This is a genomic window from Streptomyces sp. NPDC002467, from assembly GCF_042889825.1.
GTDB lineage: Bacteria > Actinomycetota > Actinomycetes > Streptomycetales > Streptomycetaceae > Streptomyces.
The window spans coordinates 69,929-95,585 of record NZ_JBIARJ010000009.1 but is presented as its reverse complement, the minus strand read 5'-3'; the positions used below and the strand labels follow the sequence as shown (position 1 = coordinate 95,585).

The 25,657-nt window shown below is 73.9% G+C and carries 23 protein-coding genes; 8 read left to right on the top strand and 15 right to left on the bottom strand.

All coding sequences use genetic code 11. The annotated features are described in order from the left end of the window. Positions 1-395 precede the first annotated feature (395 nt). Entirely contained in the window at positions 396-941 is a 546-nt protein-coding gene (locus ACFYYJ_RS19995; RefSeq protein WP_385365214.1) for a sigma-70 family RNA polymerase sigma factor, read from the top strand. On the opposite strand, the gene ACFYYJ_RS19990 is transcribed toward ACFYYJ_RS19995, so the two are convergent. The 9 genes from ACFYYJ_RS19990 to ACFYYJ_RS19950 all read right to left on the bottom strand — a co-directional run bounded on the left by ACFYYJ_RS19990 (position 893) and on the right by ACFYYJ_RS19950 (position 12,504). Then, positions 893-3,715 (bottom strand): ATP-binding protein, encoded by a 2,823-nt coding sequence (locus tag ACFYYJ_RS19990; RefSeq protein WP_389134125.1) that lies wholly within the window; start codon positions 3,713-3,715, stop codon positions 893-895. The genes ACFYYJ_RS19995 and ACFYYJ_RS19990 overlap by 49 nt on opposite strands. A 71-nt stretch (positions 3,716-3,786) precedes the next feature. Next, entirely contained in the window at positions 3,787-5,022 is a 1,236-nt protein-coding gene (locus ACFYYJ_RS19985; protein WP_389134122.1) for a histidine kinase, read from the bottom strand. After that, positions 5,019-6,749 (bottom strand): cation acetate symporter, encoded by a 1,731-nt coding sequence (locus ACFYYJ_RS19980; protein WP_389134119.1) that lies wholly within the window; start codon positions 6,747-6,749, stop codon positions 5,019-5,021. Before ACFYYJ_RS19980 ends, ACFYYJ_RS19985 begins: the two co-directional genes overlap by 4 nt. A gap of 241 nt (positions 6,750-6,990) precedes the next feature. Continuing rightward, positions 6,991-7,266 carry a hypothetical protein gene (locus ACFYYJ_RS19975; RefSeq protein WP_385128751.1) on the bottom strand — a complete coding sequence of 92 codons (276 nt, stop codon included), beginning with the start codon at positions 7,264-7,266 and terminating at the stop codon, positions 6,991-6,993. Positions 7,267-7,408: 142 nt separating this feature from the next. Continuing rightward, on the bottom strand, positions 7,409-8,257 hold the full coding sequence (locus ACFYYJ_RS19970; RefSeq protein WP_385509129.1) for a LytR/AlgR family response regulator transcription factor: 849 nt from the start codon (positions 8,255-8,257) through the stop codon (positions 7,409-7,411). Between the two features lie 108 nt (positions 8,258-8,365). After that, positions 8,366-9,283: an SCO0930 family lipoprotein gene (locus ACFYYJ_RS19965; RefSeq protein WP_385128788.1), complete on the bottom strand. Its 918-nt coding sequence runs from the start codon at positions 9,281-9,283 to the stop codon at positions 8,366-8,368. Between the two features lie 127 nt (positions 9,284-9,410). Continuing rightward, entirely contained in the window at positions 9,411-10,454 is a 1,044-nt protein-coding gene (locus ACFYYJ_RS19960) for a GDSL-type esterase/lipase family protein (protein WP_389134117.1), read from the bottom strand. Continuing rightward, positions 10,451-11,317 carry an SDR family NAD(P)-dependent oxidoreductase gene (locus ACFYYJ_RS19955; protein ID WP_385365222.1) on the bottom strand — a complete coding sequence of 289 codons (867 nt, stop codon included), beginning with the start codon at positions 11,315-11,317 and terminating at the stop codon, positions 10,451-10,453. The genes ACFYYJ_RS19960 and ACFYYJ_RS19955 overlap by 4 nt, the downstream gene beginning before the upstream one ends. Continuing rightward, positions 11,314-12,504, bottom strand: coding sequence for an LLM class flavin-dependent oxidoreductase (locus tag ACFYYJ_RS19950; RefSeq protein WP_389134114.1), 1,191 nt, complete (start codon positions 12,502-12,504; stop codon positions 11,314-11,316). The genes ACFYYJ_RS19955 and ACFYYJ_RS19950 overlap by 4 nt, the downstream gene beginning before the upstream one ends. Positions 12,505-12,814: 310 nt before the next feature. Between ACFYYJ_RS19950 and ACFYYJ_RS19945 the strand changes: the two genes are divergently transcribed. The 3 genes from ACFYYJ_RS19945 to ACFYYJ_RS19935 all read left to right on the top strand — a co-directional run bounded on the left by ACFYYJ_RS19945 (position 12,815) and on the right by ACFYYJ_RS19935 (position 15,327). Further along, positions 12,815-14,287, top strand: a complete 1,473-nt coding sequence (locus ACFYYJ_RS19945; protein ID WP_385128755.1) for an amino acid permease — start codon at positions 12,815-12,817, stop codon at positions 14,285-14,287. Between the two features lie 10 nt (positions 14,288-14,297). Continuing rightward, complete coding sequence (locus ACFYYJ_RS19940; RefSeq protein WP_030027017.1) at positions 14,298-14,753, top strand: Lrp/AsnC family transcriptional regulator; 456 nt, start codon at positions 14,298-14,300, stop codon at positions 14,751-14,753. Between the two features lie 142 nt (positions 14,754-14,895). Next, positions 14,896-15,327 carry a hypothetical protein gene (locus tag ACFYYJ_RS19935; protein ID WP_389134110.1) on the top strand — a complete coding sequence of 144 codons (432 nt, stop codon included), beginning with the start codon at positions 14,896-14,898 and terminating at the stop codon, positions 15,325-15,327. 105 nt (positions 15,328-15,432) lie between these two features. Here the strand turns inward: ACFYYJ_RS19935 and ACFYYJ_RS19930 are convergent, their stop codons facing one another. Together ACFYYJ_RS19930 and ACFYYJ_RS19925 are read right to left on the bottom strand one after the other, a co-directional pair. Next, on the bottom strand, positions 15,433-15,735 hold the full coding sequence (locus ACFYYJ_RS19930) for a WhiB family transcriptional regulator (protein ID WP_385128757.1): 303 nt from the start codon (positions 15,733-15,735) through the stop codon (positions 15,433-15,435). Between the two features lie 81 nt (positions 15,736-15,816). Continuing rightward, positions 15,817-16,533, bottom strand: a complete 717-nt coding sequence (locus ACFYYJ_RS19925) for a GNAT family N-acetyltransferase (protein ID WP_385364055.1) — start codon at positions 16,531-16,533, stop codon at positions 15,817-15,819. Between the two features lie 425 nt (positions 16,534-16,958). Between ACFYYJ_RS19925 and ACFYYJ_RS19920 the strand changes: the two genes are divergently transcribed. From ACFYYJ_RS19920 to ACFYYJ_RS19910, 3 genes are all read left to right on the top strand, one after another. Beyond that, positions 16,959-17,438, top strand: coding sequence for a hypothetical protein (locus tag ACFYYJ_RS19920; protein WP_389134106.1), 480 nt, complete (start codon positions 16,959-16,961; stop codon positions 17,436-17,438). A gap of 189 nt (positions 17,439-17,627) precedes the next feature. Beyond that, positions 17,628-18,428: a carbon-nitrogen hydrolase family protein gene (locus ACFYYJ_RS19915; protein WP_385128761.1), complete on the top strand. Its 801-nt coding sequence runs from the start codon at positions 17,628-17,630 to the stop codon at positions 18,426-18,428. A 54-nt stretch (positions 18,429-18,482) separates the two neighbouring features. Next, complete coding sequence (locus tag ACFYYJ_RS19910) at positions 18,483-20,180, top strand: flavin monoamine oxidase family protein (RefSeq protein WP_385128762.1); 1,698 nt, start codon at positions 18,483-18,485, stop codon at positions 20,178-20,180. Positions 20,181-20,279: 99 nt separating this feature from the next. On the opposite strand, the gene ACFYYJ_RS19905 is transcribed toward ACFYYJ_RS19910, so the two are convergent. The 4 genes from ACFYYJ_RS19905 to ACFYYJ_RS19890 all read right to left on the bottom strand — a co-directional run bounded on the left by ACFYYJ_RS19905 (position 20,280) and on the right by ACFYYJ_RS19890 (position 24,366). Continuing rightward, positions 20,280-20,864, bottom strand: coding sequence for a hypothetical protein (locus ACFYYJ_RS19905; RefSeq protein WP_385364057.1), 585 nt, complete (start codon positions 20,862-20,864; stop codon positions 20,280-20,282). A gap of 9 nt (positions 20,865-20,873) precedes the next feature. Then, the gene (locus ACFYYJ_RS19900) at positions 20,874-21,548 is read right to left on the bottom strand and encodes a DUF5995 family protein (RefSeq protein WP_389134103.1); all 675 of its coding nucleotides are present in this window, start codon (positions 21,546-21,548) and stop codon (positions 20,874-20,876) included. A gap of 76 nt (positions 21,549-21,624) precedes the next feature. Beyond that, the gene (locus ACFYYJ_RS19895; RefSeq protein ID WP_385128765.1) at positions 21,625-23,025 is read right to left on the bottom strand and encodes a uracil-xanthine permease family protein; all 1,401 of its coding nucleotides are present in this window, start codon (positions 23,023-23,025) and stop codon (positions 21,625-21,627) included. Between the two features lie 102 nt (positions 23,026-23,127). Then, entirely contained in the window at positions 23,128-24,366 is a 1,239-nt protein-coding gene (locus ACFYYJ_RS19890) for an MFS transporter (RefSeq protein ID WP_389134100.1), read from the bottom strand. A 97-nt stretch (positions 24,367-24,463) separates the two neighbouring features. Here ACFYYJ_RS19890 and ACFYYJ_RS19885 point away from each other — a divergent pair, with 97 nt between their 5' ends. Then, entirely contained in the window at positions 24,464-25,579 is a 1,116-nt protein-coding gene (locus tag ACFYYJ_RS19885) for an ROK family transcriptional regulator (protein ID WP_389134420.1), read from the top strand. Positions 25,580-25,657 lie beyond the last annotated feature (78 nt).

Below are 25,657 nucleotides of genomic sequence, written 5' to 3'. Positions count from 1 at the left end.
TTTTCCGTGGCCCCGGCCCGCCCCTTCCCGGGCGGGCCGGGGCCACGGTCGTATCCGGGTGCGGCGCAGTTGCCGGGGGCTCTGCCCCCGGACCCCCGGTCCTCACACGCCGGACGGGCTGGACGTGCCTCCGGCGGCGCCTCAAACGCCGGCGGGGCTGGATCTTCCGGCCTCGCCGGCGTTTGAGGCGCGGGGTCTGGGGCGGAGCCCCGGGGAACGGTGGAAGGGCGGGTGGGGGACCGGCTCCGCGCAGCGGCGGTGGGTGCGGGTCGGGGGACCGTTCGGCGTGCGAGGGGACCGTTCGGCGCAGGGGCCACGGGGATCGGCCAGGCGGCGGATAACTCGCGGAGCGGGCCGCGGGACGCTCGGGGGACCCGACCCCGAAGGGACACCCCGTGGAACGGACCGACGCGCACGCCCTCGCCCGGCTGCACAGCGAACACGGCAAGGCCCTCTACACCTTCCTCCTCGGCCTCACCTTCGGGGACCGGCACCGCGCCGAGGACCTCCTCCAGGAGACCCTCTTCCGGGCCTGGACCCACCCCGAGGCCCTGGAGAGCACGCACGCGTCCGTGCGGCCCTGGCTCTACACCGTCGCTCGGCGGATCGCCATCGACGCCCGGCGGGCCCGCATGGTGCGGCCCGCCGAGGTCGGGCCGGACGCCCTGGAGCACTCCCCGGCCGCCGACGACCGCACGGAGCAGGCCGTCGCCGCCCTCGACGTCCGCCACGCCCTGCGATTACTGAGCCCGGAGCACCGTGCCGTGCTCCACCAGATCTACTTCCGGGGGGCCTCCGTCGGCGAGGCCGCCGAGGCGCTCGGGGTGCCCGCCGGGACCGTGAAGTCCCGTACCCACTACGCGCTCCGGGCGCTGCGGGCGGCCATGCCGGGCTACGGACCCGGCGGCTCCCCGGGACCAGGCCCCCGCATCGCGGCCTGAGCGGCCACCGCCGCCCGGGAGCGGACCTGGAGCTTGGCCAGGATGTGCGAGACGTGCGTCTGCACCGTCCGGCGGGAGAGGAACAGCGCGCTCGCGATCTCCGGGTTGGAGCGGCCCTGCGCCACCAGCAGGGCCACCTTCAGCTCAGCCGGGGTCAGCGCCTCCCAGCCGTTCGACGCCCGCCGCCGCGCCGACCGGCTGCCCCGCCGCACGCCCAGGCTCCGCAGTCGGGCATCGGCCCGGGCGACGTCCCACCGGGCGCCCAGGTCCTCGTACACCTCCACCGCCCGGGTCAGCGCGGACCGCGAGCCGGCCAGGTCGCCCCGCCAGGCCCGGGCCACCGCCAGGTCCTCCAGGGTGTGGCCCAGCGGCAACGGCCACCCGGCGCGCTCGCCGCGGGCCACGGCCTCCGCCAGGGGCTCCGGATCCTGCGCGAACAGGCCCCGGCAGCGCAGCAGTGCCAGCGCCGGGCCCGGGTACTCCGCGAGCGCCGCGGCCGCGCGTTCGCACGCCGCGACCGCCGCCCGCGCCGTACCGGCCTCCCCGCTCTCCAGGGCGAGGCGGACGATCTCCGACAGCAACCAGGGCCGCTCGTACGCCACCGCCTCGTCCGCACCGTCCTCCAGTACGGGCAACAGCGCCCGCAGCGCGTCCCCGGGGCGGCCGTCCCGCTCCGCGAGCAGCGCCCGGGCCAGCAGCACGTGCGCGGCGTAGCGGCGCGCGGTCGGCCTCTCGAAGACATCGGTCGGCAGCGCGGCCAGCTCGGCGCCCGCCGCGGCGGGCTCGTCGCGGTGGCCCAGTACCAGCGCCCGCAGCCCGTGCACCACCACCGGCAGCCAGCCGTCCGACACGGGCATCGCGCACGCCCGGGCCGCTTCGGCGAGGGTCCGGTCCCAGTCGCCCAGCCGGTAGTGGAACTCGGCGAGCCGGGCCCGCGTCACCACCAGCCGCCCCGTCGAACCGGTCCGGGCCGCCAACTCCCGCGCCTCCCGCAGCGCGGCTTCCACGATCCCCGGCTCGTCGAACCGCAGGTGGCCCTCCGCCTGGTTCGCGAGCAGCAGCAGCCGCATGTCGTTCGCCTCCGGGCCGCGCCGCGCGCAGGCGATCCCCCGTGCGACGTGGCCCATCGCATCCCGCCCCCGGCCCAGGTGGAACAGGGCGTAGGACATGGCGTGATGGGCCTCCGCCCCGCACAACGGGTCTCCCAGCGCCCGCGCCGCCCGCACCACCGGCCCGGCCAGCGCGTACGCCTCTGCGGCCCGGCCCAGGTCGGCGAGGGCCAGCACCCGGCAGGCCTCCAGCCGCAGCCGCAGCACCGCCGAGGGGAACTCCTCCGCCAGCGCCCGCTCGGTCACCTCCAGGGAACGCGCCATGTCCCCCTGGATCATCAGCGCGGACACCAGCCTGAAGTCCACCGACGCCCGCCGGTCCGGGTCCGTGGTCCGGGCGCGCAGCGCGGCCAGCAACTCCACCGACTCGGGGCGGCGCAGCATCAGCGCCGCGTCCGCCAGCAGTTCCTCCAACGCGTCCCGCGTGTCCGGCTCCCACGCGTCGCCCTGCGCGATGGCCCGCTCCAGCAGTTCCGCCGCCGTCGCCGGCGCCCCGGAGATCAACGCGGGCGCCGACCGTGCCAGCCATCGCACCGCCCACGGGGTGAGGCGACCGCCGTCGAGCAGCCGGCCGGCGGTCCGCGCCGGGTCCAGCCCGGCCTCCGCGAAGGCCCGGGCGGCGTCCTGGTGCAGGGCCGCGCGCACGGCCCCCGGGGTCTCGTCGTGCAGGGCCCGGCGCAGCGCCGGATGGCGGAAGCGCAGGTTCTCCCCGGTGTCCTCCAGCAGCCCGGCCAACACCGGCTCCTCCAGCTCCGCGAGCAACTCCCTTACGGACCGCGACCGTACGAGGGCCAGTTCGCGCGCCGTGAACACCGGATCCAGCAGCGCCGCGTGCCGCGTGAGGGCCCGGGCCGGCCCGGAGAGCGCCGCCAGGGCCTGCGCGGCCGTGCCGGTCGGGGCCGACAACTCCGACTCCGGCACCACGAGTTCGGCCGCCGCGGGGGTGGCCTCCAGGGCCCCCGAGCGGGACCAGTGGTCGATCAGCCGCCGCAGGAGGGCGGGATTGCCGCCCGCCAGCGCGGTCGCCACCCGCAGTCGGGGTCCCGGCGCGGCCCCCAGCACCCCGCGCGCCAGCTCGGCCGCCTCCGCCGCCGACAACGGGCCCGGCCGGACCGTCCGCCCGCCCGCCGTCACGTACAGCGGATCCAGTTCCGGCCGCCGGGGCAGCGGCCGCCGGGTCACGGCCAGCCGCAACGGCAGCCCCCCGGCTACCGCCCGCCCGGCGAGGCGCTGCCACAGCAACAGGGTGGCCGGATCGGCCCAGTGCGCGTCGTCCAGGACGAGGAGCAGCGGCCGCTCGGCGCACCGGCGCTCGACCCCGGCGGTCAGCAGGTCCATCGCGGCGAGCAGCGCGCCGCCCGGTCGCGCCGCCTCCTCGGCCTCCCGCAGCAGGTCGACCACGGCCGCCCGGCCGGGGCCGCGGGGATGCAGGCAGTCCAGGGCCGAGTGCAGCGGAAGCCGTACCGCGAGCGCGTCGGCCGCCGCGTACCGCACGTCGAAGCCCAGGGCCACCGCATCGGCCAGCGCCCCCCGCACCAGGGTGGTCCGGCCGCAGCCGGGCTCTCCCTCCACCATCAACAGGGCGCTGTCGGCGTCGCCGCCCTCCGCGCCCGCGCGCACCCATTCCCGCAACTCGCCACGAAGCTGCTCTCGCCCGACCGTCACGTCGGCGATCCCTCCGGTCATTCGCGCCGGTCACAGGATGGCACGGAAGGGGCCGGTCGGAGAATGCCGCCTCAGGGCCGGGGCGGCTGCGGATCCGTCGGTGAACTGTGCACGCCCGCACGGAACTTGGGGATGCGGAGGGTGACCTTCATGCCCGCGCCGAGACCCGTCTCCATCACCGGACCGTACGCGTCCCCGTACACCTGGCGGATCCGCTCGTCGACATTGGGCAGCCCGATCCCCGAGGAGGAGCCGGCCCGCTCCCCGGCCAGGATCCGGCGCAGCCGGGCCGGATCCATCCCGATGCCGTTGTCCTCCACGGTGATCACCGCGTCGGGGCCCGCGTCCTGCGCCGTGATCGTGATCCGGCACTCCTGCGTGGAGTCCTCCACCCCGTGCTTGACGGCGTTCTCCACCAGCGGCTGCAGGCACAGGAACGGCAGCGCCACCGGCAGCACCTCCGGAGCCACCTGCAAGGTCACCTTCAGCCGGTCTCCGAACCGGGCGCCGGCCAGAGCCAAGTACTGCTCCACGGAACGCAGTTCATCGGCCAGGGTGGTGAAGTCGCCGTGTCGCCGGAAGGAGTAGCGGGTGAAGTCCGCGAACTCCAGCAGCAGGTCCCGGGCCCGCTCCGGATCGGTCCGTACGAACGACGCGATCGCCGCAAGGGAGTTGAAGATGAAGTGCGGGGATATCTGCGCGCGCAGCGCCTTGATCTCCGCCTCCATCAGCCGGGTCCGCGACCGGTCCAGCTCGGACAGCTCCAGCTGCACCGACACCCACCGCGCGACCTCCGTCGCCGCCCGGACCAGCACCGCCGACTCCCGCGAACCGTAGGCCACCAGCGCGCCCAGCATCCCGTCCTCACCGGTCAGCGGCGCCACCACCGCCCACTTCAGCGGGCAGCCGGGCCGCTGGCACTCCGTCCGCACGCTCTGGCTGCGCCCCGACTCCAGCAGCACCGCCACCCGGGCCATCGCCCGCCGCTCGTGGTGGTCGGCGCCCGGGCCGTCCCAGGCCAGCACCGACTCCCGGTCGGTCAGGCACAGTGCCTCCGTGCCCAGCAGGGAACGCAGTCGCTTGGCCGCCTTGCGGGCGGCGTCCTCCGTCAGCCCGGCCCGCAGCGGGGGAGCGGCCAGCGAAGCCGTGTGCAGGGTGTGGAACGTTGCCCGCTCCACCGGAGTGCCGAGATCCAGCCCCGCCGCGCGCTCCCCGCGCAGGGCGTGCAGACGGCCCGCCGCCCAGCCCGCCCCCATCAGCAGCGCCGCGCCGGCCACCGCGAGGACGGCGAGCGCCGTCGGGGTCACCGGGCACCCCCCGCCCGGTCGACGGCCAGGTTCTCGGGCAGGTGCAGCCGGGCCAGCGTGGCCGCCGTCCCGGCCGGTATCCGCGAGCGGGTGGCCAGCGACACCGCCACCATCGTCAGGAACCCGAGCGGCACCGACCACACCGCCGGCCAGGCCAACAGCGCGTGCGTCCAGCCGGCCGGGGCCAACCCGGTCCGCGTCGCCAGCACCGCGCTCAGCGCCGCCCCGCCCCCGGTGACCAGCCCCGCCACCGCACCCGGAGGGGTCAGACCACGCCACCAGATGCCGAGCACCAGCAACGGGCAGAAGGACGAGGCCGACACCGCGAAGGCCAGCCCCACCGCGTCCGCGACCGGCACGTCCCGGGCCGCCACGCTGCCCGCCAGCGGCACCAGGATCGCCACGAGCACCGCGACGCGGAAGCTGCGCACCCCGCGCGACGGCAGCAGGTCCTGGTGCAGCACCCCCGCCACCGCCATCGTCAGCCCCGAAGCCGTCGACAGGAACGCCGCGAACGCGCCCCCGGCCAGCAGCGCCCCCAGCAGGTCCCCGAGGAACCCGCCCAGCATCCGCTCCGGGAGCACCAGCACGACCGCGTCCGCGTCACCGGTCAGGGCGAGCTCGGGAGCGTAGATCCGGCCCAGCGCCCCGTACAGCGGCGGCAGCAGGTAGAAGGCCCCGACCAGCCCCAGCACCACCAGCGTGGTGCGGCGCGCGGCCCGCCCGTTGGGGCTCGTGTAGAAGCGCACCGCCACGTGCGGCAGGCCCATCGTCCCGAGGAACGTCGCCAGGATCAGCCCGTAGGTCGCGTACAGCCGGTACCCCTCGTGGTCCCCGGACAGCGGCTGCGACCAGCTGGACACGCCCATGCCCGCCTCCGCCCGGGTGTCGGGCACGGGCGTGTCCGGGGCGAACTCCAGCCGCGCGTGGGCCCGTACGGAATGCGGACCGGAGGCCAGGGTCACCGGCTCCCCGTCGTACGCGCGCCCGTCCACCTGCCCCGTCACCGACACGGTGAGCGGCGCCTCCAGCGACAGCCGTACGTCCTCGGCGACGGTGACGGCGGTGTGCTCGCGGAACACGGCCGGGGCGTCGAAGGAGACGCGCGGCGCGCCGTCCCCGACCCAGGCGGCGACCAGGAAGAAGGCCGGGACGAGCAGGGCGGTGAGCTTCAGCCAGTACTGGAAGGCCTGCACGAAGGTGATGCTCCGCATCCCGCCCGCCGCCACCGCCGCGGTCACCACGACGGCGACGACCACCCCGCCGACCCAGTGCGGGGCGCCGGTCAGGATCTCCAGCGTCAGCCCGGCGCCCTGCAACTGCGGCAGCAGGTACAGCCAGCCGACCCCGGCGACGAGGAGCACCGCGGTCCGGCGCACCGCCTGCGACTCCAGCCGGTCCTCGGCGAAGTCGGGCAGCGTGTACGCCCCGGAGCGGCGCAGCGGGGCCGCGACGAGGGCGAGGAGGACGACGTAGCCGGCCGTGTAGCCGACCGGGTACCAGAGCATCTCGGGCCCCTGCAAGAGCACCAGCCCTGCCACCCCGAGGAAGGACGCCGCGGACAGGTACTCCCCGCTGATGGCCGCGGCGTTCAGGCGGGGGCCGACGGTGCGGGAAGCCACGTAGAAGTCGGAGGTGGTCCGAGATATCCGCAGTCCGAGCGCGCCGAGCGTGACCGTGACCAGGACGACCGCGGTGACCGCGGTCAGCGCGTACGTCTGGTTCACGGGCGGATCCTTCGGCCGGGGGGTGGGGTGACCGGAGTCTATTTGCGGCCGTCGGTCGGGCAACAGGCGCGATCCGGCCCGTGCGGGTGGGTGGGCGTGGATGCCGCTGCGCGGCAATCCAGCCCGCGCCTGGCGGACTGCATCGGCCAAATCCAGCCCCGCCGGCGATTGAGGCGCGGGGTCCGGGGCGGAGCCCCGTGCCGCGGAGCCGGACCTTTCCATCGGCGGTGCGGACCGCAGGTCAGACGGCCGGGTCGTGGTGGTCGGCGCAGTCCCGCAGGGCGATCTCCAGTTCCACGTACGACTCCTCCGCCCGCCGGAACGCCAGCGTCAGAGCGGCCTCCGCCCGCGGCGGCACCTGCTCGCGCACGCCCTCGCGGGCCTCGTAGAGGACGTCGGCCCAACGGGCGGCCGCACTGCGCAGCCCGGCCAGCAGGCTCTCGGCCTCGGCGGGTCCGGCGGGCCTGGTGGGGGACAGTCCGGTCAGCGCGTCCAGCAGCGCCTGGATTTCGGACATCTCGCTCCTCCCGCGTCCCGCGCCGGAATATGCACGATACGCAGGGCCGGTGGCATCGGCGGGCCGTTCACTCCGCCCGATCGCCGTACGCCACTCGCCTTGCGACGAACGGCGGGTGCGGGCCGCCGGACGGTCGGACGGCTCAGCCCGTCGCCTGACGCATCAGCAGGTCCCGGAGCGCCCGCGCGTGCCTGCGGCTGACCTGGAGCTCCGCCGAGCCGACCCGGACGCTCGTGGCGCCCGCGTCCAGCCGCAGCTCGTCGATGCGGGCCAGCGCCACCAGGTGGCGGCGGTGGATGCGGACGAACCCGCGCGCCGCCCAGCGTTCCTCCAACGTGGACAGTGGGATCCGGACCAGGTGGCTGCCCTCGGCGGTGTGCAGGCGGGCGTAATCGCCCTGGGCCTCGACGTGCGCGATGTCGGCGATGGCCACGAACCGGGTGACCCCGCCCAGTTCGACGGCGATCTGGTCCGCGCCGCGTTCGGAGGAAGCCGGCGAGGCGGGCTCGGGCACCGACGGCCGCTGCGGCGCGGCCGCAGGAACCACCGGCGGTTGCGCCGCGGCGGCCGCCGGGGCCGACGGCGCGGGCTGCCGGTCCCGGTCCAACTGCGCGCAGGCCCGCCGGACGGCCTCGGCGAGCCGCTCCGGGCGCACGGGCTTCAGTACGTAGTCCACGGCCTTGAGGTCGAAGGCCTGTACGGCGAACCCCTCGTGCGCCGTGACGAACACGATCAGCGGCGGCCGCGCGAACCCGGCCAGCAGCCGTGCGATGTCCAGCCCGGTCAGCCCGGCCATGTGGATGTCGAGGAACACCACGTCGATGCCGTCGGCCCCGTCGGGCCCGGCCTCCAGCGCCCGGGTGATCCGGCGCAGGGCCTCGGTGGCGTCCGAGGCGCCCTCCGCGCTGCGCACCCGGGGATCGGAGCGCAGCAGGTAGAGGAGCTCCTCCAGGAGCGGCTTCTCGTCGTCGACGGCCAGTACGCGCAGCATGCGGCCGAGTGTAGAGAGCGGCCCGCCGGGGCGGAACGGTGCGCGGCCCCCGCCCCTGGGGAGGGGTGGGGGCGGAGGACCGCGCGGATCAGGCGGAGCGGAGGGCGGCTACTGGACGGTGATGAGCTTGCCCTCGGGCGAGACGGCGTACCAGGTGCCGCCGACGCCCTGGCCGTTGACGTCGCCGGGCTTCTTGTCACCGGTGAAGGTGTAGACGGGCCAGCAGTCGACGGCCTGCTGCTTCTTGCCGTCGGGGCGGTCCAGGACGGAGTAGCCCTTCTCCACGATGCCCTTGGCGTTCGCCTTGTCGACCGGCGGAACCACCGGCCACTTGGCGACGCAGTCGCCGGTGCACTTGGATTCCATCGGCCACGCGGTGTCCGGCTTGAACCGGTAGACCGTCATGCCCTTGCCGTCGACGATGTGGTCGCCCAGCTTCGGGTCCTTCGCCACCGACAGCCCCGCGTTCGCGTCGGCCTGGGACGGAGCACCCGCACCCGGCGCCGCCTTCGCGGCCTTCTTGCCGTCCGGTGCGAAGGCGAACCACACCCCGCCGACGCCCTGGCCGTTCACATCGCCGGCCTTGGCGTCCTTGTTGAACCGGTACGCGGGCCAGCCGGCCACCGTCAGCTGCTTCGTGCCGTCGCCGCGCACGACCTCGCCGAGCAGCGACGGGTCCATGCCCGCGGCCGCGGTGACGTCGCCCGCGGCGACCACCGGCCACGTCTTCGCGCAGTCCCCTTCGCAGTTCGACTTCGGCGGCTTCGCCGTGTCCTTGTCGAAGCGGTAGAGGGTCAGACCGGCGGCGTCGGTCAGCACCGGACCGAGCTGCGCGTTGTCGCCGATGGCCAGCTGCCCGGCCGACTTGGCGGCCGGCGCGCCTTCCGCCGCAGGGGCCGCGTAGGAATCGGCGCCGGCCGGCTTGACGTAGTCCGCGGCCTTGTCGTCGTTCGGGCCGCAGGCCGTCGCCGCGAGGGCGACGGCGATCACGGCCGCGGCCAGGGTGGTTCCGCGCTTGATGCCCATTTTGATCTCTCCCACATCGTGTCCGTCGTGTCCGCCGCCCGCGTTCTTTCCGAAGCGGCGGCAACTTGCCCAGGACACGCCCCGGAGGCGGCGAACCGTTCACCGGGACCGGTGTGGGCTGTTTCACCTACCCGGCGGCGAACCCGGCCCGCCGCAGAGCCGTGACCACAGCGAGGCCGAGGACCCGGTGTCCGGCGTCGTTGGGGTGCAGACCGTCCTCCAGGTGCTCCGGACCGAGCACGTCCCGCCCCGGGAGCACGGCCAGCCGCTCGTCCCCGGCGGCGATCCGGTCCCGCGCGGCCCGCTCCATCGCGTCGCGCAACGCGCCCAGGGTGGCGCCCAGCCGGTTCGGGGTGCGTTCGGCGTCGGGCCGCAGCACGGGGGAGACCAGCAGCAGCGGGGTCCTGGGGTGGCCCTGGCGGACCAGTTCGAGGAACGCCCGCGTGGTCTCGTACAACATCGGCGCCGAGAACGGCACCCGGGACCAGCAGTTGGTGCCGAAGGCGAGGGTCAGGACGTCGGCGGGCAGGCCCGCGAGCTGCTCGGCGGTGGCGAGCTCACCGCGCGCGGCGCCCGCATAGCCGAGGTTGACGGTGTCCCAGCCCAGCGCCCGGCCGGTGACCGCCGGCCAGCCGTGCGCGGGGCGGGTCGACCACCAGCCCTCGGTGATGGAGTCGCCGTGCACCACCCAGCGGGGGGCGGGCGGCGCCGGGTCCAGGTCGCCGCCGATCCCGCGCAGGCCGAGTACCAGGGGCGATTGGGCCTCGGGCGGGTGGATGGTGAACGGGCCGTGGCCGCCGCCCAGTTCGATCCGTACGACGGACTCCGCGGCCGGTTCGGTGAAGACTTCGGTCACCACCCCGTGCCGGTCCCACAGGGAGAAGAGGTGCGAGAGGTCGCGCAGCGAGTCGGTGGGGCCGGGCACCGTCGCCCGGTAGCGGATCTCGACCGCCGTCGCGGCCGCCGTGGTGAACTCCAGCCGGACCCCGATGGGCAGGGTGGCCCGCTCCCCGGTGTCCCAGGGCAGCCGCATGGTGTCCGCCGGGTCGGCGCGGACCGGACGCCCCTTGTCCAGCCAGGCCACCCCGCGCAGGAACGGCTGCGGGTCCTGCCACCGACCGTGGGTGCCGTCGTAGGTGCTCTCGGTGCTGCCGGCGCTGTGGGCGTTCACTGTTCGCCTCCGATCGTCGGGTACGGGAACTTCACACCGACCCCGCCGTCCACCACGAGCGTCTGGCCCGTCACGTACGAGGACAGCGGCGAGGCCAGGAAGTACAGGGCGGCCGCGATGTCCGAGGTCTCGGCCACCCGGCCCAGCGGGGCGTTCTCCGCGTTGCGCCGCCGCCCCTCGGCGCCCAGCAGGGCGGCGACCCGCGGGGTCCACACCACGCCCGGCGCCACCGCGTTCACCCGTACCCCGCGCGGGCCCAGTTCCACCGCCGCCGAGCGCACCAATGCCATCAGGCCGGCCTTGGCGGCCCCGTACGCGGCGTGCAGCGGGGCGGCCGTGAGCCCGGAGACGGAGGCGACGAAGACCAGCGGGCCGCCGCCGGCCGCCGCGACGGCCTCGCCGCCGTACTGCACGGCCAGCCAGGCGTGCCGCAGGACCAGGTCGAAGTGCCAGTCCCAGCCGGCGTCGTCCAGCTCGGGCAGCGCCGCGTACCGGGCCATGCCGACGATGTCGACCACCCCGCCGACCGGGCCGCCGAGCAGCTCCGGCGCCCGCGCGAACAAGGTGCGTACGGCCTCCCGGCGGGTCACGTCGCAGGCGTACGGGACGCCCCCGGTCTCGCGGGCGACGGCCGCGGCCCGCCCCTCGTCCACGTCCGCGCACAGCACCCGGGCGCCGGCGGCGGCCAGGGCGTGGGCGCTCTGCCGGCCGATGCCGTTGCCCGCGCCGAGCAGGACCAGGCGGCGGCCGTCGAGGCGGTGCAGGGCGGCGTAGTCGGGCACGGGGGAGGAGTCGAGGGGCTCGGCCGCAGCCGGGTCGAGGGGCTCGAACGCAGGCGGGTCGAGGGGCTCGGACGCGGTCACGAGGAGGCCCCGCGGGGCTCGTACCGGGCCAGTTCCGGGATGACTTCCTTCCCCAGGACCTCCAGGGTGCGCAGGATCTCCCGGTGCTCCAGGTACCCCCACTGCACGTAGCAGATCAACTGGTCCACCCCGAGGTCCGCGTACCGCTTGGCCTTGGCGACGATGGTCTCCGCGTCCCCGATGAGGATCATGTCCCCGTCGCTGAACTCCCGTACGGGCACCTCTCCTTCGAGGATCGGGTTCAGCAGGGGGAAGGCCCGTTCGCGCTCCTCCGGGGCCAGGTGCGGCAGCTCCCACTCCAGGGTGAAGCGGGCCAGGTTCGAGTACCACCAGGCCACCGAGTCCCACACCCGGGCGTCGGGCCGCGCGCGCGGGGCGGTCGCGTGGACGAGGGTGTAGGCGCTGACCCGGTTCGTGGTGACGTCGGTGAGCGGGCGGGGGTCGAGGGCGGCCGCCCGGTAGGCCGCCACCTGCCGGGCCATCGCCTCCAGCGGCTGCATGATCGAGAAGGAGAGCAGCCCGAGCCCGGCGGCCCCGGCCACCTCGGCCGAGCCGGGGGAGGTGGCCGCCATCCAGGCAATGGGGTCTCCCCTGCTCGAGCGAAGCCGAGAGCTTGGGGAAGGGTGGGGGTCCTGCACGGGCTTGGGCGTGACCATGCGGCGGGGGAAGCGGAACCGCTCGGACTCGTGGGCGAAGTACTCCTCGCGCCACATCCCGGTCACGATGCCGACAGCCTCGCGCCAGTCGTCGCGCGACCGCTCCCGGTCCACCCCGAAGGCGGCCTGCTCCATGGGGGTGGAGCGCCCGGTGCCCCACTCCACCCGGCCGCCGGACAGCACGTCCACGGTGGCCACCTTCTCCGCGATGCGCTGCGGCGGGGTGAAGCCGAAGGGGGTCAGGGTCACCCCGAAGCCGAGCCGGATCCTCCCCCAGACTTCGTCCGGGGGGACCCCCTTGGTCAGCCCCGCCAGGTGCCCGAGGAGGACCTCGGGGGCCGGGCAGTGCGAGCGGCCCTCGCGGAAGTGGTGCTCGACCGCCCACACGGTCCGGAACCCCATCCGGTCGGCGAGCCTGATCTGCTCGACGGCCTCCCGGTAGGCGCGCTGCTCGGCGGCCCGCTGGCCGTGCGGGTGGGTCCCCGGCCAGGGCTTGCGTACGTCGATCTCGTAGAGCACGTCCAGATCCATGGCGGCACGCTGCGGCAGATCTGACGAAGTGTCAAGAAAGGGGGTTCGGGTGGATTGCGCAGTGATCGATCGTCCGCGCGCAACAAAGGACCATTCCGGACGGATCCGCGCAACGATCGTTCGCCAATGTGCAAGGAAGGTGCATTACGGGCGGTATCGCTCAGCTCGTAGGCTCACCCCCTGTACGTGGAGTGGCGCGACCGCCTGCTCGGCGGTCCGCATGCCCGGGCAGAGTTCTGCCTGATCCTTGCTCCGGAACCGCTGCGGTCGACGCCGACAGTCCCCATCCGCAGTGAGAAGGAGTTCCCGAGTGCTCGACACCGGCCAGGCGCCCCCCGCCACGACCGAGCCCCGTAGGACCGTGAACCCGCTGATGCGGCGCAAGCCGGTCGAGCGGCTCGTCTCCGAGGGCGGGCAGGGCGAGGGCGGCACGCTGCGCCGCTCGCTCACCATGTGGCAGCTGACCATGATCAGCATCGGTGCCACCCTGGGTACCGGCATCTTCGTCGTCCTCGGCACCGCCGCCCCCAAGGCCGGCCCCGCCGTGACGATCTCCTTCATCCTCGCGGGCCTGACCGCCCTGTTCTCGGCCCTCTCCTACGCCGAGCTGGCCGGCTCCGTCCCCGTCTCCGGCTCCTCGTACTCCTACGCGTACGCCACCATGGGCGAGCTCATCGCCTGGATCTGCGGCTGGTGCCTGGTCCTGGAGTACGCCGTCTCCGTCGCGGCGGTCGCCGTCGGCTGGGGCCAGTACCTCAACGAGTTCCTCGACGGGACCATCGGCGTCACCATCCCCGAAGCCGTCTCCGCGCCCCTGGGCGAGGGCGGGTTCATCAACCTGCCGGCGCTGGTCGTCGTCCTGCTCTCCATGGTCTTCCTGATGCGCGGCGCCAAGGAGAGCGCCACCGTCAACTCGATCATGGTCGGCGTCAAGATCGTCACCCTGCTGCTCTTCATCGGCATCGGCGTCATGGGCATCAAGGCCGGCAACTACACCCCGCTCGCCCCGCTGGGCATGACCGGCATCGCCGCCGGCGCCTCGACCCTCTTCTTCTCCTACATCGGCTTCGACGCCGCCTCCACCGCCGGTGAAGAGGCCAAGAACCCGAAGAAGGACCTGCCGCGCGCGATCATGCTGTCGCTGGCCATCGTCACCGTCCTCTACGTGCTCGTCGCCTTCGTCGCCGTCGGCGCCATGCCGTGGCAGGACTTCGAGGGCACCGAGGCCGCGCTCGCCCAGATCATGACCGACGTGACCGGCAACAGCATCTGGGGCGTCGTCCTCGCCGCCGGCGCCATCGTCGCGATCTTCTCGGTCGTCTTCGCCGTCCTCTACGGCCAGACCCGCATCCTCTTCGCGATGTCCCGCGACGGCCTCGTCCCCAAGGTCTTCGCCAAGGTCGACGAGAAGACCGGCGCCCCCCGCGCCAACGTGGTGATCGTCTCCCTCTTCTGCGGCGTCCTCGCGGCCTTCATCCCGCTGGGCAAGCTCGCCGACGCCACCAGCATCGGCACCCTCTTCGCCTTCGGCCTGGTCAACGTCGCCGTGATCATCCTGCGCCGCACCAAGCCCGACATGCCGCGCACCTTCAAGGTGGCGCTCTTCCCCGTCACCCCGATCCTCGGCGCCATCGCCTGCGCCTACATGATGTTCGAGCTCGACAGCGCCACCTGGATGGTCTTCGGTGGCTGGATGGCCGTCGGCCTCGTGGTCTACTTCCTGTACGGCATCCGCCGCTCCCGCCTCGCCACGGAAGCAGAAGTGGCCACAGCAGAGAAGTGATCCACCCGCAGTGCGACTGAACGATCTCGACGAACGCATCGTGCACGCCCTCGCCGAGGACGCCCGCCGCTCCTACGCGGACATCGGCTCCGAGGTCGGGCTCTCCGCCCCCGCCGTGAAGCGGCGCGTGGACCGGTTGCGTGCGGAGGGGGCCATCACCGGCTTCACCGTCCGCGTCGACCCCGCCGCCATGGGCTGGGAGACCGAGGGCTTCATCGAGATCTACTGTCGCCACAACACCTCGCCGGACGACATCCGGCGAGGGTTGGAGCGGTACCCCGAGGTGGTGTCCGCGTCGACCGTCACCGGCGACGCGGACGCCCTCGTCCAGATCTTCGCCTCCGACATGCGCCACTTCGAGCGCGTACTGGAGCGCATCGCGGGAGAGCCCTTCGTGGAGCGCACGAAGTCCGTCCTGGTCCTCTCCCCGCTGCTGCGCCGCTTCACCTCGGGCGCCCCGGCGTAACGCGCCGCGGGCGCACCAGCGCGGCGCACCCGGGTGGCCGGAATGCCGACGCGTATCCCCCGTGCCACGCTGGGACGGGGGATCACGCGCCGGTCCGGCAAGGTCGACCGGCCGGACGGGCCCGTCGCCCGAGGAGGCCTGCATGGCCAGTGACACCACCCGCCCCAACGCGGCCGGGACCCAACCATGGCGAGTGCCGGTCTCCGGCACCACCGCCTTCGCCGCAGCACTGATGATCTTCGGTGGCGCGATGGCGGCCTTCGAAGGCATCGCGGCCATCGCCAAGGACGACATCTTCCTCAGGACCCGCCACTACGTTTTCGAGTTCAGCCTCACGGGCTGGGGCTGGGTCCACCTCATCCTGGGCGTCCTCATCGTCATCGCCGGCTGCGCCGTCCTCAGCGGAACCCTGTGGGCGCGGTACTTCGGCGTGGTCGTCGCAGGGCTGGGCGCCCTCGCCAACTTCCTGTCGATCCCGTACTACCCCTTCTGGGCGATGACGCTGGTCGTCGTCAACATCTTCATCATCTGGGCGCTGCTCCACGGCGCGCACCGCGAGATCGACATGACCTGACCCGCCTGTAACCGGCCCGGGGCGCACCCGACGCACGCCGCCGGGTGCGCCCCGGCACGTCCCGCACGAGCGGGCGCTGGTCAGGGAGGGTCCGGAAGAGACGGCCTAGCGGCCCGCCGATGCGCGAACCGCGGCCCCCGGGCGGACGAGGGGGCGGCGCTCCTCCTCCGTCAGCCCGCCCCAGACCCCGTACGGCTCCCGGGTCCGCAGCGCATGCTCCAGACAGGCCGCCCGGACGGGGCACCCTCCGCAGACCCGCTTGGCGGCCGCGTCCCGCTCCTCCCGGTCCTCGCCCCGCTCCCCGGCGGGATGGTAGAAGCGACCCGGGCCCAGATTCCGGCAGGCGGCGCGCAGCTGCCACTGCCAGTGATGGTGCGCGGATCCGGGCAGGCGCGAGACGTCGGTCATGGCTGTTCCTTTCCGTGGGTGTGCCACGCGTCTGACCGCGCAGCGCCCCGCGAAACCCCGCCGTGGCCGACGGATCCCGGATCAGGCCTCCTTGGCGGGCGTGCGCAGCCCCACGAAGTCCGGCCGGCGCCGCACCGTGAACCCCATCGACTCGTACAGCCGCACCGCCCCCGTGTTCTCCGCCGCCGCGTGCAGGAACGGGACGTCCCCGCGCTCCCGCACCGCCGCCGCGACCGCCCGGATCAGGGCGGCGGCCAGGCCGCGGCCCCGGAACTCCGGGTGCGTGCACACCGCGCTGATCTCCGACCAGCCCGTCGGCCGCATCCGCTCCCCGGCCATCGCCACGAGCCGGCCCTCCTCCCGGATCCCCAGGTACGTGCCCAGCTCGACGGTCCGGTCCATGAACGGGCCCGGCCGGGTCAGCTCCACCAACTCCAGCATCTCCGGCACGTCACCGTGGCCCAGCGGGACCGCCCCGGGCGCGGCCTCGGCCCGTACCGCCCGGCCGTCCATCTGTACGCCGGGAATGGTCATCACGGTCTCCCAGCCCGGCGGCGGGGTCAGCAGTCCGGTCACCCAGACGCCCTCGTCCGGCCCGACCAGCGCCGCCAGGTCCGCCCACGCGCGGGGGTCCGCCGGGTCGGCGAGGGCCGCGAACGGGCTCGCGTCCTGCGCGTACCGGGCGGCCAGACCCGAGGGCCCGTGCTCGGCGAAGGCGCGGTGCGGTCCGGTCAGCGCCGCCCAGACCGGATTGTCGAGCACTTCGTCGCCGGGTACGGGCCCGGTCTCGGGGGACATGGGTGCCGGATTCCTTCCGTAGGTGGCCGCGAACCGACCGTGACCGCCTTCTTGACGGCCCCGGGCGCCGCCACGAGACTGCGGGAGACGGGCGCATGGAGCGTGCCCGCCGCGGGAAGCCTAACCACCGCGAGACCGGCCGCCGCCGAAGAGACGACGAGTTCGGGACCGGTACGGCACGAGCGCGCGACGAGTACGGGACGGGGGGCGGGACCGTGGACACGGCCGGATCGGCGTACTCGCAGGACCGGACCCTCCGCCGCTGGTGGCTCACCCGGCGCCTCCACATCGACCTCCTGCGGGTCTGCAGCGCCTTCGGCCGCTGACTCCGCAGGGGAGGCCCCGACCGGCACCCCCTGGAAACGACCGGGCGTGCACCGCGCGACCCGGCAGCACGCCGTGCCCTCTTCCGCCCAGGGAGCGTCATGCCCTCCATCGCCGTGCCCGCCCCGCCCAACGCCGCCGCCGTACCGGCCGAGCTGGCCGTCGCCACCGCGCCCGCCCTGCCGCCCGTCGTCGCCGTACCGGCCCCGGCCGCCGGATCGCCCCATGCCGAGCTGCGCGGCCGCATCGGGACCGGCTTCTCGCCCGTCCCGCACCGCTACCACCTCTATCTCGGTCCTGACTGTCCCCGCTCCCTGCGGGTGGCCGGCGCCCTGGCCGCGCTCGGTCTGGAGGGCCGGGTCGCCGCCACCGTCCTCCCCGCGGCCCCCGGGCACACCGCGGGCGCCCACACCGCCCTGCGCCTGGCCTACGAGGCCACCGGCCACCACTTCGACGGCACGCTGACCGTTCCCGCCCTCGTCGACACCTGGAGCGGCCGCGTCGTCTCCAACCACACCCCCGGAATCCTCGACGACCTGCGCTTCCTCGGGGCCCACCCGGCCTTCCGGACGGCCCCGTAGGGCGGGCGCACGGTCTCGCTCAGGGGGGCGCCGAGGCAGCCGTACGGGGGGGTGCGCAACGAATCGCCGCCCACCCGGCGGAACGCGCAACGAATCGATGCTCCGAGCGCAACGGTCACGGCTTGTCCGGGTCGAACGTCCGAACGTACCGTTTTACGACCCCCACCCCTCCTGCCACAGAGGATATCCATGGCCCCGCTGCGCACCGCCCTCCTCCAGAGCTCCGGACGGCTCGGCGACACCGCCGAGAACCTGAAGGCGCTCGACGAGGCCGCGGCGCGCGCCGCACAGAGCGGGGCCGGGCTCCTCGTGACCTCGGAGATGTTCCTCACCGGCTACGCCCTGGACCCCCAGGACATCGCCGACCGCGCCGAACCGGCCGACGGCGAGTCCGCCCACGCCATCGGCGGCATCGCCCGCCGCCACGGGATCGCCGTCCTGTACGGCTACCCCGAGCGCTCGGGCGACGCCGTGTACAACTCGGCGCAGCTCATCGGCCCCGACGGCGCCCCGCTCGCGAACTACCGCAAGACCCACCTCTTCGGCTGCTTCGAGCAGGAGGCCTTCACCCCCGGCGACACCCCCGTCGTCCAGGCCGACCTCGGCGACCTCCGCATCGGCATCATGATCTGCTACGACGTGGAGTTCCCCGAGAACGTCAGGGCCCACGCGCTCGCCGGCACCGACCTCCTCCTGGTGCCGACCGCGCAGATGCACCCGTTCCAGTTCGTCGCCGAACAGCTCGTGCCCGTACGGGCCTTCGAGAACCAGATGTACATCGCGTACGTCAACCGCACCGGTCCGGAAGGCGAGTTCGAGTTCGTCGGACTCAGCTGCCTGGCGAGCCCCGACGGGGTCACCCGCACCCGGGCCGGCCGCGGCGAGGAGCTGGTGTTCGGCGAGGCCGATCCCGAGCTGCTCAGCGCGTCGCGCACGACCAACCCCTACCTGCGCGACCGCCGCCCCGGGCTCTACGCCTCGCTCGTCTGAGTCCCGCCCGCACCGCCCTCCCCCCTGCCCCACCCCCGCAAGGAGTCGTACCCCATGACGTCCACGGTGCCCACCACCGCCGTCCCGCACGGCGACGGACAGCCGCCGATCACCATGTTCGGCCCGGACTTCCCCTACGCGTACGACGACTTCCTGGCCCACCCGGCGGGGCTCGGCCAGATACCGGCGACCGAGTTCGGCACCGAGGTCGCCGTCATCGGCGGCGGGCTGTCCGGCATCATCTCGGCCTACGAGCTCATGAAGATGGGCCTCAAGCCCGTCGTCTACGAGGCCGACCAGATCGGCGGCCGGCTGCGCACCGTCGGCTTCGAGGGCGCCGAGACCGAGGGCCTCACCGCCGAGATGGGCGCCATGCGCTTCCCGCCCTCCTCCACGGCCCTCCAGCACTACATCGACCTGGTCGGCCTGGTCACCGAGCCGTTCCCGAACCCGCTCGCCGAGGCCACCCCCTCCACGGTCGTCGACCTCAAGGGCGAGACGCACTACGCCGAGACCATCGCCGACCTCCCGCAGATCTACCGCGACGTCGCCGACGCGTGGAACGCCTGCCTCGACGAGGGCGCCGACTTCTCCGACATGAACACCGCGATGCGCGAGCGGGACGTCCCGCGCATCCGCGAGATCTGGGCCAAGCTCGTCGAGAAGCTCGACGACGAGACCTTCTACGGGTTCCTCTGCAAGTCGGAGGCGTTCAAGTCCTTCCGCAAGCGCGAGATCTTCGGCCAGGTCGGTTTCGGCACGGGCGGCTGGGACACCGACTTCCCGAACTCCATCCTGGAGATCCTGCGCGTCGTCTACACCGAGGCCGACGACCACCACCGCGGCATCGTGGGCGGCTCGCAGCAGCTGCCGCTGCGCCTGTGGGAGCGCGAGCCCGAGAAGATCGTCCACTGGGCCCAGGGCACCTCCCTGTCCTCCCTGCACGACGGGACCCCGCGCCCGGCCGTCACCCGCCTGCACCGCACGGCCGGCAACCGCATCACGGTCACCGACTCCTCGGGCGACATCCGCACGTACCGCGCCGCGATCTTCACCGCGCAGTCCTGGATGCTCCTGTCCAAGATCGCGTGTGACGACACCCTCTTCCCGATCGACCACTGGACGGCGATCGAGCGCACCCACTACATGGAGAGCTCGAAGCTCTTCGTCCCCGTCGACCGCCCCTTCTGGCTGGACAAGGACGAGGAGACGGGCCGCGACGTCATGTCGATGACCCTGACCGACCGCATGACCCGCGGCACCTACCTGCTGGACAACGGCCCGGACAAGCCCGCCGTCATCTGCCTCTCGTACACGTGGTGCGACGACAGCCTGAAGTGGCTGCCGCTGTCCGCGAACGAGCGGATGGAGGTCATGCTGAAGTCCCTCGGCGAGATCTACCCGAAGGTCGACATCCGCCGTCACATCATCGGCAACCCGGTGACCGTGTCCTGGGAGGACGAGCCCTACTTCATGGGCGCGTTCAAGGCCAACCTGCCGGGCCACTACCGCTACCAGCGGCGCCTGTTCACCCACTTCATGCAGGACCGCCTCCCCGAGGACAAGCGCGGCATCTTCCTCGCGGGCGACGACATCTCCTGGACGGCCGGCTGGGCCGAGGGCGCCGTCCAGACCGCCCTCAACGCGGTCTGGGGCGTCATGCACCACCTCGGCGGCTCCACGGACGCCGTCAACCCGGGCCCGGGCGACGTGTACGACGAGATCGCCCCGGTCGAACTCCCGGAGGACTGACCTCCCCCGGCCACCAGGGACCCCCATCCGGGACCCCCGTGACCACGGGCCGCCCCCGCGCCACGAGCGCGGCGGCGGCCCGTTCTCATGCCGTCCCCTTCACACCGTCCGGCTCCACACGAGCTTCCAACGGGCCTTCTGTGCGTCCTGCACGGCCCGGGCATGGCCTTGCTCGCGCCGCCCCAGGCTCACCCCGCAGCCCGCGCACAGCCGATGGAGCCAGTACCCGTCGCGCAGTGGCGTCGTGCCCCGGTCCGTCTCGCACAGCGGGCAGACCGCGAGGTCACCGGCCCGCGGGGCGGACATCAGGCGGGGCATCACGGCGGGCAGCGGTGCGGCCGGGTGGAACTCGGGATCGGGGCACCACAGCCGGACCGTGGGCGCGGGTGGATCGGGAACACGGACACCGGCACCCTTCTGGGCACGGCGGCGCGACTCCCACCCGGCCTGCTCGGTCAGCCACAGCGCCCGGGCGGCGTGCAGTTCTTCCACCGCCCACACCAACGCTCCCGGATCCCGCTCCAGGTCCCGGGGGATCCCCGCGCTGCGGCACAGGTGGTGATAGGTCGCCCGGAACCCGTACGGGGCGAACTCGGTCAGGCAGGTGCGCAGCGCCGACAGCCGCCGGTACGGCGGGAGCCCGGTGTCGTGCACCCGTCGGCGGTGCGTGGCGAAGCTGGTCACGGCGTCAGGCTAGGGGGCGAAGGCCCAGGCCGCACGGGGTTTCGGCCCCGTCGGCGTGAGCAGGCAGCGGCCCACCAGGCCGACGCCCGAGTCCAGGGACTCGGCGAACTCCTCCGCCAGATCGGGGGAGCGGCGCAGGGTCCACAACAGGCGGGCCGCCGCCCAGGCGCCCGAACGGGCTCGCTCCAGGCTCCACGAGCCGAGCAAGTGGGTCAGCGGATCGGCGATCTCCAGCAGGTCCGGCCCCGGCATCAGGTCCTCGCGGATGCGCTCCTCCAGGGCGACGAGGGTGTCGCCGACCCGGTCGAAGTCCGCTTCCAAGGCCCGCGGTTCGCAGTCCAGCGCGTGGCAGGTGGCCACCACCGCCAGCGCCAGGTCGTGGCCGATGTGCGCGTTGATGCCGGCCAGCGCGTGCTGGAGCGGACGTACGCCCGGGTGGCGGCGGTACTGGAGCAGCGGCCGCCAGCAGGCCGGCGGCCGGTCCGCCTCCACCGCCGTCAGGTAGCGCTCCGCGAAGCGCGTGCTCAGCACGGCTGCCCTGCGAGGTGCGGGGAAACCCCCGTGGGAGATCCGCTCGTACAGGGTCTCCGTCACGGTCAGGTACACCCGGTTGAAGACGGCGACACCGTCCTGCGCGGGGAGCCGCTCGTCCAGGGCGCGCATCCGCGCCAGCACCGCTTCCATGTCAGGCAGCGTCGCAGCCGCCGCCCCGGATCCGGGGAACTTGGCCGTGCGCTTCCCCGGTTCGGGCGAAGAGGCGTCAACTCCGCTTGTCGTCGCCGTCGGTCGGGTCCTCGTCGTACGTCGAGGTGCCCTCGTCCAGCAGGGGCTCCTCGACCTTCATGTGCGCCGGGGCGAAGTACCGCAGCGTGTGGTAGCCCGTGATCACCACGATGGTGCCCAGCGCGATGCCGCCGAGCTCGAAGCTGTCGGTGATCTGCAGCTTCACTCCGCCGATGCCGATGATGATGCCCGCCGCGGCCGGCACCAGGTTCAGCGGATTGCGCAGGTCCACCCGGCCGTTGATCCAGATCTGCGCGCCGAGCAGGCCGATCATGCCGTACAGGATGACGGTGATGCCGCCGAGGACGCCGCCCGGGATCGCGGCCACGATCGCCCCGAACTTGGGGCACAGCCCGAAGAGCAGCGCGAAGAACGCCGCCGCCCAGTACGCCGCCGTGGAGTAGACCCGGGTGGCCGCCATCACGCCGATGTTCTCGGAGTACGTGGTGTTCGGCGGGCCGCCGACCCCCGTGGACAGCATCGACGCCGCGCCGTCGGCCGCGATGGCGGTGCCGAGCTTGTCGTCCAGCCGGTCGCCGGTCATCTCGGCGACGGCCTTGATGTGCCCGGCGTTCTCGGCGATCAGCGCGATCACCACGGGCAGCGCGATCAGGATCGCCGACCACTCGAAGACCGGGGCGTGGAAGGACGGCAGCCCGATCCAGTCGGCCTTCGAGACCCCGGAGAGGTCCAGGCGCCAGTGGTCCACGGCCTCGGCCCCGCCCGTCGTGGAGTGGATCTGCCCGAAGATCCGGTCCAGGACCCAGGAGAGCCCGTAGCCGAAGAGCAGCCCGAGGAAGATCGCGATGCGCGACCAGAAGCCGCGCAGGCACACCACCGCCAGGCCGGTGAACAGCATGGTCAGCAGCGCGGTCCACTGGTCCTGCGGCCAGTACGTCGAGGCCGTCACGGGCGCCAGGTTGAAGCCGATCAGCATCACGACCGCGCCCGTCACCACCGGCGGCATCGTGGCGTGGATGATGTGGGCGCCGAAGCGGTGCACGGCGAGACCCGCCAGGAACAGCGCCGCGCCGACGACGAAGACGGCGCCGGTGACCACCGCGCTGTCCCCGCCGCCCGCCCGGATCGCCGCCGCCACGCCCACGAACGAGAGCGAGCAGCCCAGGTAGGAGGGGACCCGGCCGCGGGTCGCGAGGAGGAAGATCATCGTCGCGATGCCGGACATCATGATGGCCAGGTTCGGATCCAGCCCCATCAGGACCGGGGCGACGAAACTCGCGCCGAACATCGCCACGACGTGCTGGGCGCCGAGCCCGGCGGTCCGCGGCCACGACAGCCGCTCGTCCGGCCGTACCACCGCGCCGGGGGCGGGCGTCCGCCCGTCACCGTGCAGGGTCCAGCGCACGCCGAGGCCCATGTTCCACTCCACTTCTCCGGCCGGCCGGAGGTCGCGCCCGACGCCGGTCACACATCGAGGCCGCAGCGCGAGGGGTGCCGCTGCGGCCGGTTGATCGATATGTTACGGCTGTATACGGGCTGGTTCGTCCCGATTGGGCCCGGGGGCCTTCTCGGCGGGTGTGGCCCCAGAGTGCCCCACCGTAGACCTCTGGCGCAGTACCGCGGCCCCGGCGATCAGCGCGAAGGCCAGTACGGTGACCAGCCCGAAGGACCACACCAGCGAGGTCGCGTCGGCCACCGCGCCGATCGCCGACGGCGCGATCAGGCCCGAGGTGTACGTGATCGTCGCCACGCCCGCGATGGCCTGCGCGGGGGCCGGCCCGCTGCGCCCCGCGGCCGCGAACGCGAGCGGGACCACCACCGCGATGCCGAGCCCGATCATCCCGAAACCGGCCAGGGCCGCCGCGGGGTGCTGGGCGAGGACCACCAACAGCCCGCCCGCCGTGGCCACGACACCACCCGCGCGGACCGTGCGCACCGGACCGAACCGGTCGACCACCCGGTCCCCGACGAGCCGGGCGACGGCCATGGTCAACGTGAAGGCCGTGGTGGAGGCCGCCGCGAGCCCGGCGTCCGTGTTCAAGGTGTCCTGGAGGTATACGGCCGACCAGTCCAGACTCGCCCCCTCCGCGAACACCGCGCAGAAGCCGATGGCGCCGATGAGCAGCGCGGACTTCGGAGGCAGCGCGAAATGCGGCGGCGCGTCCCCGTCCGGTTCGGCCCTCAGGTCCAGGACGCCCCGTACGGCGACCAAGCCGCCCGCGGTCAGCGCGAGCGCCGCGACCAGGTGGTGAAGCCGCGCGTCGGCGCCTGCGTGCGCGGCGAGCGTGCCGGCGGCGGAACCGATCAGGGCGCCCACGCTCCACATCCCGTGCAGCGAGGACATGATCGAGCGGCCCAGCCGGTTCTCGGTCTCCACGCCCAGCGCGTTCATCGCCACGTCCGACATGCCGGCCGCGACCCCGTAGAAGAAGAGCGCGAGGCACAGCGTCAACAGGTTCGGGGCGAGGCTCGGCAGGATGAGCGCCAGGGTCCACATCGCCAGCAGCCCGCGCAGCGCGGTACGCGCGCCGAACCGGTGGTTGACCCGCCCGGCCAGGGGCATCGCCAGCGCCGCGCCCACGGCTGGGAAGGCCAGGGCCAGCCCCAGGGTGCCGGCGCTCAGCTGGGCGTGCTCCTGGATCCAGGGGATGCGGGTGGCGAAGGAGCCGGTCACGGCGCCGTGCGTGCAGAAGACGGCGGCGATCGCGAAGCGGGCATGGCGCAGGCGCGCCGGGCTGAGGTCTGGTTCCCCGGTCATGGGCGTTAAACTATCAGGAACCCTGCCTGATAGATATCTCTCCCGATTGCCTAGGATGGGGGCCGTGACTTCTGCCATCGCCGCGACCCGGTCGCCCGTGCCCGCCTCGCCCAGCACGGCGCGGGCCATCAACGACCGCCTCGCGCTGCAACTCCTGCAGGACTCCGGGCCGCTGACGGCCACCCAGCTCAAGACCATGACCGGGCTCTCCCGCCCCTCGGTCGCCGACCTCGTCGACCGCCTCACCGGGGCCGGCCTCATCGAGGTCGTGGGGGAGTCCGGCGAACAGCGGCGCGGCCCCAACGCGAAGCTGTACGGGATCGTCGCCCACCGCGCCTACCTGGCCGCCCTGGACGTACGGACCGACAGCGTCACCGCCGTCGTCACCGACCTGCTCGGCACCCCGATCGCCCGGGCCGCCCTGCCCGTGGGCGCCCCCGAGGACGCGGTCGCGGCCCTGCTGCGCACGGCCCGCGAGGCCGGGGCCGAGGAGCTGCACACCGTCGTGATCGGCGCCCCCGGCCTGGTCGCCCCCGCGACGGGCGAACTCCGCGACACCTCGGGCCTGCCGGCCTGGCACCGGGAACTGGTCGCGGCCCTCCAGCGGAGCCTGCCGGCCGTGGTGCTGGTCGAGAACGAGACCAACCTGGCCGCCCTCGCCGAGCAGAGCCAGGGCGCGGCCCGCGACCTGGACTCCTTCGTCCTGCTGTGGCTCGGCGCGGGCGTGGGCGCCGCGGTCGTCCTGGACGGCCGGCTCCGCCGGGGCGCCTCGGGCGGGGCCGGGGAGATCGGCTTCCTCCCGGTCCCGGGCACCGGCGGCCTGCCGTCGGCCACGGGCTGCGCGGGCGGCTTCCACGCCTTGGTCGGCCGGGACGCCGTCGAGGCACTGGCGCGCGAACACGGCTTCGAGGGCCCGGTCGAGCAGGCGGTGGCGGGCGCCGCGGGCGAAGCCTTCCTCGACGCCTACGCGGAACGCCTGGCCCTGGGCGCGGCAGCCGCCGCGGCACTGCTGGACCCGGGCTGCGTGGTCCTGGCCGGCGAACTCGGCCGCGCCGGCGGCCCGCCCCTGGCAGCCCGAGTGTCCCACCGCCTGGCCACCCTGACCCCGGTCCCCACGGAAGTCCGAGCCACAACCCTGGGCGACCCGGCGGTCCTGGCGGGCGCCCAACTGGCGGCCAGGGAGGCGGCGCAGGAGGTGCTGTTCGGGGGGTGAGGGGGGGGCTCGTCCTGTCGGCCGGGGCACCGACCTCGCCCGGTGCCCCGTGCTGGGCTGCTCCCACCCGCCCCCACC

What these genes read in the sequence shown, in the direction of transcription:
- ACFYYJ_RS19950 (WP_389134114.1), bottom strand. Translation starts at nt 12,504, where the DNA reads ATGGATCTGGACGTGCTCTACGAGATCGACGTACGCAAGCCCTGGCCG.
- ACFYYJ_RS19910 (WP_385128762.1), top strand. Translation starts at nt 18,483, where the DNA reads ATGACGTCCACGGTGCCCACCACCGCCGTCCCGCACGGCGACGGACAG.
- ACFYYJ_RS19925 (WP_385364055.1), bottom strand. Translation starts at nt 16,533, where the DNA reads ATGTCCCCCGAGACCGGGCCCGTACCCGGCGACGAAGTGCTCGACAAT.
- ACFYYJ_RS19970 (WP_385509129.1), bottom strand. Translation starts at nt 8,257, where the DNA reads ATGCTGCGCGTACTGGCCGTCGACGACGAGAAGCCGCTCCTGGAGGAG.
- ACFYYJ_RS19890 (WP_389134100.1), bottom strand. Translation starts at nt 24,366, where the DNA reads ATGACCGGGGAACCAGACCTCAGCCCGGCGCGCCTGCGCCATGCCCGC.
- ACFYYJ_RS19975 (WP_385128751.1), bottom strand. Translation starts at nt 7,266, where the DNA reads ATGTCCGAAATCCAGGCGCTGCTGGACGCGCTGACCGGACTGTCCCCC.
- ACFYYJ_RS19895 (WP_385128765.1), bottom strand. Translation starts at nt 23,025, where the DNA reads ATGGGCCTCGGCGTGCGCTGGACCCTGCACGGTGACGGGCGGACGCCC.
- ACFYYJ_RS19915 (WP_385128761.1), top strand. Translation starts at nt 17,628, where the DNA reads ATGGCCCCGCTGCGCACCGCCCTCCTCCAGAGCTCCGGACGGCTCGGC.
- ACFYYJ_RS19920 (WP_389134106.1), top strand. Translation starts at nt 16,959, where the DNA reads ATGCCCTCCATCGCCGTGCCCGCCCCGCCCAACGCCGCCGCCGTACCG.
- ACFYYJ_RS19900 (WP_389134103.1), bottom strand. Translation starts at nt 21,548, where the DNA reads ATGGAAGCGGTGCTGGCGCGGATGCGCGCCCTGGACGAGCGGCTCCCC.
- ACFYYJ_RS19935 (WP_389134110.1), top strand. Translation starts at nt 14,896, where the DNA reads ATGGCCAGTGACACCACCCGCCCCAACGCGGCCGGGACCCAACCATGG.
- ACFYYJ_RS19965 (WP_385128788.1), bottom strand. Translation starts at nt 9,283, where the DNA reads ATGGGCATCAAGCGCGGAACCACCCTGGCCGCGGCCGTGATCGCCGTC.
- ACFYYJ_RS19930 (WP_385128757.1), bottom strand. Translation starts at nt 15,735, where the DNA reads ATGACCGACGTCTCGCGCCTGCCCGGATCCGCGCACCATCACTGGCAG.